General features: G+C 67.2%; 8 protein-coding genes. 4 read left to right on the top strand and 4 right to left on the bottom strand.

Features of this window, described 5'->3' with window-relative positions; genetic code table 11:
- Positions 1-23 precede the first annotated feature (23 nt).
- Together rpoD and dnaG are read right to left on the bottom strand one after the other, a co-directional pair.
- Positions 24-1,736 (bottom strand): RNA polymerase sigma factor RpoD, encoded by a 1,713-nt coding sequence (gene rpoD / locus ACZ5MC_RS13840; RefSeq protein ID WP_306601081.1) that lies wholly within the window; start codon positions 1,734-1,736, stop codon positions 24-26.
- 184 nt (positions 1,737-1,920) lie between these two features.
- On the bottom strand, positions 1,921-3,645 hold the full coding sequence (gene dnaG / locus ACZ5MC_RS13835) for a DNA primase (RefSeq protein WP_464516069.1): 1,725 nt from the start codon (positions 3,643-3,645) through the stop codon (positions 1,921-1,923).
- Between the two features lie 197 nt (positions 3,646-3,842).
- Between dnaG and ACZ5MC_RS13830 the strand changes: the two genes are divergently transcribed.
- Together ACZ5MC_RS13830 and ACZ5MC_RS13825 are read left to right on the top strand one after the other, a co-directional pair.
- Positions 3,843-5,312: a leucyl aminopeptidase gene (locus tag ACZ5MC_RS13830; protein WP_306601079.1), complete on the top strand. Its 1,470-nt coding sequence runs from the start codon at positions 3,843-3,845 to the stop codon at positions 5,310-5,312.
- 147 nt (positions 5,313-5,459) lie between these two features.
- On the top strand, positions 5,460-5,756 hold the full coding sequence (locus tag ACZ5MC_RS13825) for an HU family DNA-binding protein (RefSeq protein WP_306601078.1): 297 nt from the start codon (positions 5,460-5,462) through the stop codon (positions 5,754-5,756).
- Here ACZ5MC_RS13825 and ACZ5MC_RS13820 read toward each other — a convergent pair.
- Both ACZ5MC_RS13820 and ACZ5MC_RS13815 read right to left on the bottom strand, forming a co-directional pair.
- The gene (locus tag ACZ5MC_RS13820; RefSeq protein ID WP_464516068.1) at positions 5,743-6,711 is read right to left on the bottom strand and encodes an alpha/beta fold hydrolase; all 969 of its coding nucleotides are present in this window, start codon (positions 6,709-6,711) and stop codon (positions 5,743-5,745) included. The two genes, ACZ5MC_RS13825 and ACZ5MC_RS13820, sit on opposite strands and share 14 nt — an antisense overlap.
- A complete protein-coding gene (locus ACZ5MC_RS13815; protein ID WP_464516067.1) occupies positions 6,711-7,103 on the bottom strand; it encodes a hypothetical protein in 393 nt (130 codons plus the stop codon). Before ACZ5MC_RS13815 ends, ACZ5MC_RS13820 begins: the two co-directional genes overlap by 1 nt.
- Positions 7,104-7,223: 120 nt before the next feature.
- Here ACZ5MC_RS13815 and ACZ5MC_RS13810 point away from each other — a divergent pair, with 120 nt between their 5' ends.
- Positions 7,224-7,691, top strand: a complete 468-nt coding sequence (locus ACZ5MC_RS13810; protein WP_306601075.1) for a peptidylprolyl isomerase — start codon at positions 7,224-7,226, stop codon at positions 7,689-7,691.
- A 5-nt stretch (positions 7,692-7,696) separates the two neighbouring features.
- Positions 7,697-9,670 carry a methionine--tRNA ligase gene (gene metG, locus ACZ5MC_RS13805; RefSeq protein WP_464516066.1) on the top strand — a complete coding sequence of 658 codons (1,974 nt, stop codon included), beginning with the start codon at positions 7,697-7,699 and terminating at the stop codon, positions 9,668-9,670.

Below are 9,670 nucleotides of genomic sequence, written 5' to 3'. Positions count from 1 at the left end.
CGCGTTTATCCGAACTCCGGCCCCTAACCCAGGAATGCCTTCAGGGTCTTGGAATACCGGGGATGCCTGATCTTTCTCAGGGCCTTGGACTCGATCTGCCGGATGCGCTCGCGGGTGACGGCGAATTCGCTGCCGACCTCCTCCAGCGTGTGCTCCGAAGCCTCGTCCCCCACCCCGAACCGCATGCGGAGAACCTTCTCCTCCCGTTCGGTGAGGGTCTGGAGCACCTGGTTGACGGTCTCCTTCAGGCGCTGGCTGACGACCTGCTCCACGGGGGAGACGACGCCCTTGTCCTCGATGAAGTCCCCGAGGTGGGAATCCTCCTCCTCGCCGATGGGGGTCTCCAGGCTGATGGGCTCCTGGGCGATCTTCATCACCTTGCGGACCTTGCCCACGGGCATGTCCATGGCGTGGGCGATCTCCTCGCTGGAGGGCTCCCGGCCCAGCTTCTGCACCAGCTCGCGCTGGGTGCGGATCAGCTTGTTGATGGTCTCGATCATGTGCACCGGGATGCGGATGGTGCGGGCCTGGTCCGCGATGGCGCGGGTGATGGCCTGCCGGATCCACCAGGTGGCGTAGGTGGAGAACTTGAAGCCGCGGCTGTACTCGAACTTGTCCACGGCCTTCATGAGGCCGATGTTGCCCTCCTGGATGAGGTCCAGGAACTGCAGCCCGCGGTTGGTGTACCGCTTGGCGATGGACACCACGAGCCGCAGGTTGGCCTCGATCAGCTCGGCCTTGGCGGCCCTGCTGATGCTCTCGGCCTGCTTGAGGGTGTTGTAGTCCGCGTGGAACTGCTCGCTGATCGTCTCGAACTTGGCGAAAAACCGCGCCATCTCCGCCTCGATGTGGGCGATGTCGTTGGTGTAGCGCTCCTTCATCTTGGCGAAGGCGGGGTTCCTGAGCCGGTCCTTCAGCTCCCGGAGCTTGCGCTCCCCGTTCATCACCTGGATGTGGTGGTGGGTGATCTTGTCGATGAGGCGGGTGACGGCCAGGCTGTTGAGGCCCAGGCGGCGGATCTGCCGGCTCACGCGGCCCCGGGCCATGAGGATCTCGCGGTCCAGGTGGCGCTTCTTGGGCAGGACCTTGCCGCTGGCCTTGAGCTCCAGGAGCTCCTGCAGGGCCTGCTCGTAGACCAGGAGCTTCTCGAACTGGTGGTGCACGTGCTGGGTGGCCGAGGTGTTCTCGGCGTCCTCGTCCTCGTCCACCTCGTCGGAGAGGCCGACCACTTCGCGGATCTTGCCGGGATTCTCCTTGAGCATCCGGCCGATGTCGATGAGGAGGCTGGAGGCCAGGCGGGACCGGGACAGGGCCCTCATGACGCTGCGCACGCCCACTTCGATGCGCTTGGCGATCTCCACCTCGTCCTCGCGCTTGAGGAGGGGGACCGTGCCCATTTCCTTGAGGTACATGCGAACCGGGTCGTTGAACTTGTCCCCGTCGGGCCCGTCGATGTCGATCTCCAGGTCCTTGTCCAGCTTGGGCGGGGCGTCCACGAAGACGTTCTCCGCCTCGGACTGCTCCCGGGCCATGAGCGCCTCGGCCTCGGTCGCGCCGACGCCGATGGCCAGCTTGGCGAACATACCCATCAGGTTTTCGAGGTCCACGGGGGAGGATGCGGAGCCCGGGAGGAACGAGTTGAGCTCGTCCACCAGGACGTATCCGCGGGTCCTACCCAGGGAGATCAGTGCTTTCGTGAGCTGGTAGTAGCTTTCACGGGCCGGGTTTGGGACCATTAATACCTCAAAGAACCACGGGATCACAGGATCCAAGGTGTCTGTCGCGTATTGATTCCTCGGGACCGAGTCGAGGGCAGAGTTAACCCATCGTGACAAGGCACCTAGAATTACTCAGTATAGGAAATCAATCCCCCCAGGCAAGGGGGAATTACAAATTAGATGCGGGAATCACCGGAAATGTTTACCTCGAGAAGGATTTCCTTCTCAGCCCGGTCAGTTCCTTGCCCAGCCTCGCCCCGCGCTGGAGCAGGTCGTTCACCGTGAGGGTCAGCCGCCGGGAAAGCTCGGCGTCCACCATCACCGCGGGATCCAGGAGCTGGCGGCTCAGGGCCTGCTTCTCCCGTTCCACGAAGGCCATCTCCAGCTTCAGGAACACCTGGTCCGGCATCAGCTCGGCGTCGTCCTTCACGCTCCACCGCGCCTCGAGGTGCCTGAGCTGGGCCAGGGCCTCGGGGGGGATGTGGGACTCGTCCCCGGAGGCGTCCAGCAGGCACTGGAGGAGGGGGGCCCCGGTGAGGGACTCCCACCAGGCCGGGGGGGTCGAGGCGAGGCGGGCCAGGAACGCGGGGTCCTTGGCCAGCAGGAGCAGCGGCCTCAGCAGGTCGTCCACCTCCGCCACCGGGGGGGCGGCCACCACCTCCTCGGCATGGGGGGCCTGGGCCCGGGCCTTGATGGCCTTGTCCAGCTCCTCGAGGGGGATCTTCAGCTCGTGGGCCAGGCTGGCGAAAAGCTCCCGCTGCTCGGGGGTGTGGGGCAGGTAGGCCAGGAAGCCCGCCAGCTCCCGCAGGGCCTCCATGCGCTCCGCGGTCCGGCGCAGGTCCTTGCCCTCCAGGGCCCGGTTGATGATGAAGTTCGTCCAGTCCGGGGCCTTGCCCATGAGCTCGCGGAAGGCTTCGGCCCCCAGGGTCATGCACCAGGTGTCGGGGTCCTCCCCCTGGGGCAGGAGCAGGAGCCGCACGTCGAAGCCCATGGGCAGGGCCAGCTTGAGGCTCTTCTCCATGGCCCGCAGGCCCGCGGCGTCCCCGTCGAAGCAGAGGATGAGGCGCCTGGTGAACCGCCCCACCAGCTGCAGGTGACCCTCCGTGAGCGCGGTGCCCAGGGGGGCCACGGCCTGGTGGATGCCCTGCTGGTGGAGCTGGAGCACGTCGAAGTAGCCCTCCACCACCAGGGCGCCGTCCCGCAGCTGCCCCTTGGCCCGGTGGAACCCGTAGAGGACCGAGCCCTTCTGGAAGAGGGAGGTCTCACGGGTATTGAGATACTTGGGCTTGGAATCGCCGAAGGCCCGGCCCCCGAAGGCGATGACCTTGCCCCGGGCGTCGAAGATGGGAATCACCAGCCGGTCCCGCAGGAAGTCCAGGAAGCTGCCCCGCTCGCTGCGGGACACCAGCCCGGTCTGCTCCAGGAGCTCCAGGGAGAAGCCCTGGGCCTTCAGGTGGGTGACCAGGGCCTCCCAGGCGTCCGGGGCGTAGCCCAGGCCCGCCTCCTGCATGAAGGCGGGGGTCATGCCCCGGCCCTTGAGGTAGTCCATGGCCTTGGGGGACTCGGCCAGCTTGCGCTCGTAGAAGGCCTGGGCGGTCTCCAGGGCCAGGCGCAGGCGGGCCTCCAGATCCAGCTCGGCGGCCGGCCGCTCCCGCTGCCGGGGCAGGTCGATGCCCGCCGACCGGGCCAGCTGCTCCATGGCCTCCGGGAAGGGGAGGCCCTCCCGCTCCATTAGCCAAGTGAAGGCATCACCGTGCTTACCGCATCCGAAGCAGTGGTAGAACCCCCGGTCGGCCACCACCTGGAAGCTGGGGCTGCGCTCGCTGTGGAAGGGGCAGAGGCCCACCCAGGCGGAACCCTGGCGCCTCAATTTGACGGCCTGTCCCACCAGCGCCACCAAGTCCGTCGCGTCCTTGATGCGTTGCACAAGTTCCCTGTCCCGCATTCCCCGAGTCCCCTTCCTCCAGACTGCTTGAGAAGCCCGCCGGAGGCAAGGGCGGTGATGTCGAATTCAAAAAAGGCACGCTAGAGATTCATGGATCAAACTCCAATAAAGGGTCAAAAAAAGAAATTCCCGGGAAACGATCCGTATTACCATGGGTTCCGTAATCTTCAAGGAGCGCTATGCCTACCATCGAAATCAGTTCCCAGACCGGCAAGGACTTCTCGGGCGACGTGCTGATCGTTCCGGTGTTCTCAGGCCGCGAACGTCACAGGCTGCCTCTCGCCATCAGCAAGGTCGCAAGACAGGTCATGGACGAAAGCGATTTCAAGGCGGACTATCTTGAAGTTGTGCCGCTCCACCACCCCAATGGAGTGAAAGATTGCCGCTGGATGCTTCTCGTCGGCCTGGGCGAAGAAGAGGCCGTTACCCACAACAAAATCCGCAAGGCGGTGGGAACTGCCGCCCGCAACGCCCTCAAGAAGGGCTGGAAGCGGGTGGGCATCGTGAGCCCGTCCACCTCCTCCCTGGACCACGACGAGGTCCAGGTGGCCGTGCTGGAAGGCGCCCTCCTGGCCGACTACGACTTCGCGGCCTTCAAGGGCAAGCCCGAGCCCAAGCGGTTCGAGAGCCTGGACGTCTTCACCAACGGCGACGACACCCGCAAGGCCCGGCGCCGCCTCCCCCAGATCGAGGCCGGCGTGGGCGCCTGCCACCGCGTGCGGGACCTGGCCAACACCCCCGCCTCCGACCTGCACCCCGAGTCCTTCGCCGCCGAGGCCCAGAAGCTGGCCAAGGCCCACAAGCTGGGCATCGAGGTCCTGGGCCCCGACGAGCTGGCCAAGGGCAACTTCAACGCCGTGCTGGCGGTGGCCAAGGGCTCCGCCCGCCCCGCGCGCGTCGTCAAGCTCGAGTACAAGCCCAAGGAGAAGGCCAAGCGCCACATCATCCTGGTGGGCAAGGGCGTCACCTTCGATTCCGGCGGCCTCTCCCTCAAGGACGCCGGCGGCATGGAGACCATGAAGGACGATATGACCGGCGCGGCCATCGTGCTGGCCACCCTCGTGGCCTGCGCGCAGCTGGAGGCCCCCATCCAGGTCACCGGGCTCATGGGCCTGGTGGAGAACATGCCCTCGGGCACCAGCTACAAGCCCGGCGACGTCATCCGCGCCCGCAGCGGCAAGACCATCGAGGTCCTGAACACGGACGCCGAGGGCCGCCTGGTGCTGGCCGACCTCCTGGACTGGGCGTCCGGCATGGGCGCCGACCACATCGTGGACCTGGCGACCCTCACCGGCGCCTGCGTCGTGGCCCTGGGCGACGGCGTCTCGGGGGTCATGGGCACGGACCAGAAGCTGGTGGAACGCCTCCTGGACGCGGGCTCGCGCTCGGGCGAATACCTCTGGCAGCTGCCCCTGGTGGAGGAGTACAAGGAGGCCCTGCGCAGCAAGGTCGCCGACGTGAAGAACATCACCGGCACCAAGTGGGGCGGGTCCATCACCGCCGGCCTCTTCCTCTCCGAGTTCGTCTCCGCGGGATCCTGGGCCCACGTGGACCTCTCGGGCAACTGGTCCACGTCCGAGCGCGATTTCCGTCCCCACGGCGCCACCGGGGAAGGCCCGCGCTGGCTGCTAGACTGGATCCTCGGCTAATCAGCGATTTATCACTCATATAAAAAAACCGGGAAGGCTTGGCCCTCCCGGTTTTTTTATGCCTCGGCATTTGTGCTATTGACGTATTCCGGGATCAGAGGATCTTATTGGTGACACGTACCCCCATCCGCGTGCCCGGAGACATTCATGGAAACGATGGAAACCCTCACCAAAGCGGACCTCTCCAAGCATCTCATCGAGAATCTCGAGATGGCCAAGAAGGACGCCGACCTCATGGTCAATTCCTTCCTCGACAGCATCGTGGAATCCCTCCACCGCGGCGAAGGCGTTGAACTGCGCGGCTTCGGCTCCTTCCGCCTGCGCGACCGCAAGGCGCGCCAGGGCCGGAATCCCCGCAGCGGCCAGTCCATCCACGTTCCCCCCAAGCGGGTGGTCTACTTCAAGCTCGGCAAGGAGCTGCGCAGCCGGCTCATCGACGACTAGGTATCCACGATTCGGTGGCCGCCCGCACTTCGTCCCCGTAGCGGCTGCCCAGGATCTCGGAACAGTGGAGGTGCCAGGTCGGCACCTCCACGGACCGGTTCACCTTGAAGCGCGAGGCCACCCAGCGCTGCACCGGGGGCGGGGCCAGGCGGTCCTGGGAGGCGATGAAGCAGAGGCTGGGAGTCCGCAGGCGCATGTCGTCGACCTGCAGCTTCAGGTCGGTCGCGTCGCGGTCGTAGCCGCCCTTCGCCGCCGCCCAGGCGCTGCCCAGGCTCCCGATGGCCGGGGCCAGGAACGGATGCCAGAAGCGGTCCTCGGGGCCGCGCACGAGGCGTTCGGCGAAGTCCCTGCTGCTGGCGGGGGCGCCTTCCCAGATGATCCCGCCCAGGGGGCCCCGGTCCTCCCTCTCCAGCTGGGCCAGGGCCAGCAGGGCCACGCTGGCGCCCAGGCTGCGGCCCAGCAGAAGGATGTGCCTGCGGGGGTAGCCCTTCGCCTCCAGGGCGTGCACTACGCCGGCCACCTCGCGGGACTCCTTGGCGCCGAAGGTCACGGGCGGCGCGGGGCGGCCTTCGCGCATGGCGTCGTCGCGGCCCAGGTACGTGAAGATCGCCGCGTCCAGGTGCGGGAACTGCCGCAGGGCGGGGCTGGTGCCCCAGCGGTCGTCGCCGAAGCCGTGGAGCATGAGCACCACGCCGGGCGCGGGTTCGGCGCGGCGCAGGAACCAGACCCTGCGGGGCCCCGCGTCGAAGGTCTCCCACGCGCCGCCCGGGTCGCCGAAGCCGCCCTTGGCCAGGTCGCGGTAGGTGGCCTCCACCCGCTCCAGGGGCTGGACATGGTAGAAGGGCGGGTCCGTGAGCTCCCGGGCCACGGACCGGGCCCTGGAGACCACGAACACGCCCAGGACCGCCAGGGCCAGGAGAGCCGGCCCCAGGACGAGCCGGTACTTCGGCGCCATCAAGGTTCGAGCCGCGCCACCACTCCGGGAATGCCTTCGGCCGTGGGGGTGGGTTCGGGCTTCCCGTAGAGGACCGCCTTGAACTGCTGGGAGTAAAGCACATGGAAGACGCCCTGGCCGGGCGTGATCTCGATGTCGAGCTGGTCGGGCCCGAAGGCGTCCAGGGCGCTGAGGAGCACCACGTGGTGCTTGCCGGCGGGAAGCCCGGTGAGGGTCAGGCGCTTGCACTTCTTGCCGGACTGCTGGACGGGGATGCGTATGCCGTCGATGGTCAGGTCCACGGGGCCGTCGACCTTCTTGGTGAACTGGAGCATGACCGTCCCCGCGGGAACGGGCTTGCTCGGCTTGATGGCCTTGGGCTTGCCGCAAGCCAGGCTGGCCGCGAGGATCATGCAGCCTGCGAAGGCGGCTCTACTCAGGGATCCCATCATGGAAACCTCCAGCCTTGAGACTACCTATTTTGAACCCTCGCCGCCACAAGCTATGCTGGTTGTTTGACCCGAGGAGCGACCATGACCCGCGTGAAACTGACAACCAGCAAGGGCGACATCAATGTGGAACTGTTTCCGAAGGAAGCGCCGGGCACCGTGGCCAACTTCGTGAAGCTCTCCAAGGACGGCTTCTACGACGGCCTGGCCTTCCACCGCGTGATCCCCTCCTTCGTCATCCAGGGGGGCTGCCCCAACACCCGCGAAGGCGCCGGCGGCGCCCCGGGCACCGGCGGCCCGGGCTGGAGGATCAAGTGCGAGACCGCCGGCAACCCCCACAAGCACGAGCTGGGCGCCCTGTCCATGGCCCACGCCGGCAAGGACACCGGCGGCAGCCAGTTCTTCATCGTCAACGGCGACGCCTCCAACGTCCGCCACCTGGACGGGGTCCACACCGTCTTCGGCAAGTGCGTGAGCGCCGAGGACATCGCGGTCGTCCAGGCCATCAGGGCCAATGACCGCATCATCAAGGCCGAAGTCACCGAGGAGTAGGAATCGTGTCGGAACGCTGCTACATCACCACCCCCATCTACTACGTGAACGACCGGCCCCACATCGGCCACACGTACACCACCGTCCTGGCGGATGTGATGGCCCGGCACCGGCGGATGATGGGGGAGGAGGTGTACTTCCTCACCGGCACCGACGAGCACGGCCAGAAGATCGAGAAGGCCGCGGCCGCCCGGGGCATCACCCCCAAGGCCCTGGCCGACGAGGTCGTGCCCAACTTCGAGAACCTGTGGACCCGCATGGGCCTCACGCACGACCACTTCGTGCGCACCACCCACGCGCAGCACAAGGCCACCGTGCAGGCCAAGTTCCAGCAGCTCCTGGCCTCGGGCGACATCTTCAAGGACACCTACGTCGGCCTCTATTCGGTCAGCGACGAGGCCTACGTCACCGAGACCCAGGCCAAGGAGCTGCAGGCCCAGGGCCTCGCCCACCAGCTGGTGGAGCTCAAGGAGGAGAGCTACTTCTTCCGCCTCTCCGCCTACGAGAACTGGCTCATCCAGCTGTACGAGAAGCACCCCGAGTTCGTGCGGCCCGAGTTCCGCCTGAACGAGGTCAAGCAGTTCGTGGCCCCGGGCGGCGCCAGGGGCCACCTGGAGGACCTGAGCATCAGCCGCACCAGCATCACCTGGGGCATCCCGGTGCCCGGGGACGAGAAGCACGTCGTCTACGTGTGGTTCGACGCGCTGCTCAACTACCTCTCCGCGTGCCGGGAGGGCTTCTGGCCCCCCACCTTCCAGCTGGTGGGCAAGGACATCCTGCGCTTCCACGCCATCTACTGGCCCGCCTTCCTCATGGCGATGTTCCGCGAGGAGGGCGACGACCTCCAGGGGGAACTGCCCGCGCGCATCCGCGAGCTGCTCCCCCGCACCATCCTGGCCCACGGGTGGTGGCTCATGGGCGAGGACAAGATGTCCAAGTCCAAGGGCAACGTCGTCCGCCCCGACGAGCTCCTCACCTTCGGCGTGGACGCGGTGCGCTTCTTCTTCATGCGCGAGATGACCGTGGGCCTCGACCGCAGCTTCTCCTTCGAGGGCTTCATGGACCGTCTCAACGCCGACCTCGCCAACGGCCTGGGCAACCTGGCCTCGCGCACCCTGAGCATGCTCCAGCGGTACCGCGCCGGCGTCGTGCCCACCCCCTCCGTGCTGGACGCCCAGGACCGGGAGGCCCTGGAAGCCGGGCGCCTGGCCGCCGCCGCCTACCTGGAGCGGGCCGAGGCCAACGACTTCCACGGCGCCCTGGAAGGCCTCTGGACCTACCTGCGCCAGCTGGACGGCTACATCGTCAAGGCCGAGCCCTGGAAGCTGGCCAAGGACGACGCCAACAAGGACAAGCTGGACACCGTGCTCTGCACGCTGTACCGGGCCCTGCGGGCCACCGCGATCCTGGTGGCCCCCGTCATGCCCGGCCTGGCCCAGACGCTCTGGGCCTGCCTGGGCCAGTCCGGCCCGGTGGCCTCCCAGCGGTTCGCGGACTTCGCGTACGACGCGCCGGCCCCCGGTCCCGTCCTCGCCCCCGAGCCCCTTTTCCAACGCATCGACAAGGAGACAGTGATGAACGAGCTCGCGGGGTCCGACCCCGCTCCCGCCGCCCCCGTGGTGGAGGCGCCCCTGGAGGTGCCCCCCCTGAAGGACGTGGTGGAGTACGACACCTTCGCCCTGACCGACCTGCGGGTGGGCCTGGTGCTCACCGCCGAAGCCGTCCCCAAGAGCAAGAAGCTCATCAAGATGACCGTCGACCTGGGTTTCGAGAAGCGCACCATCCTGGGCGGCATCGCCGCCGCCTACACCCCCGAGGAACTGGTGGGCCGCAAGGTCGTGGTGGTGGCCAACCTGGCGCCCCGGGCCCTCATGGGCATCGAGAGCCACGGCATGCTCCTGGCCGCCAGCGACAACAACTCCAAGCCCTACCTCGTCGCGCCCCCCGACGACGCCCGCCCGGGTTTCGTCGTCCGATAG

This window comes from Mesoterricola sp. JemC181, from assembly GCF_055384585.1.
Note: the sequence above shows the minus strand (reverse complement) of the source record. Positions and strands in the feature narration are given on the sequence as shown.

Excerpts from the sequence above, each read along its gene's own strand:
- rpoD (WP_306601081.1), bottom strand. The coding sequence starts at position 1,736 with ATGGTCCCAAACCCGGCCCGTGAAAGCTACTACCAGCTCACGAAAGCA.
- ACZ5MC_RS13830 (WP_306601079.1), top strand. The coding sequence starts at position 3,843 with ATGCCTACCATCGAAATCAGTTCCCAGACCGGCAAGGACTTCTCGGGC.
- ACZ5MC_RS13825 (WP_306601078.1), top strand. The coding sequence starts at position 5,460 with ATGGAAACGATGGAAACCCTCACCAAAGCGGACCTCTCCAAGCATCTC.
- ACZ5MC_RS13820 (WP_464516068.1), bottom strand. The coding sequence starts at position 6,711 with ATGGCGCCGAAGTACCGGCTCGTCCTGGGGCCGGCTCTCCTGGCCCTG.
- ACZ5MC_RS13815 (WP_464516067.1), bottom strand. The coding sequence starts at position 7,103 with ATGATCCTCGCGGCCAGCCTGGCTTGCGGCAAGCCCAAGGCCATCAAG.
- ACZ5MC_RS13810 (WP_306601075.1), top strand. The coding sequence starts at position 7,224 with ATGACCCGCGTGAAACTGACAACCAGCAAGGGCGACATCAATGTGGAA.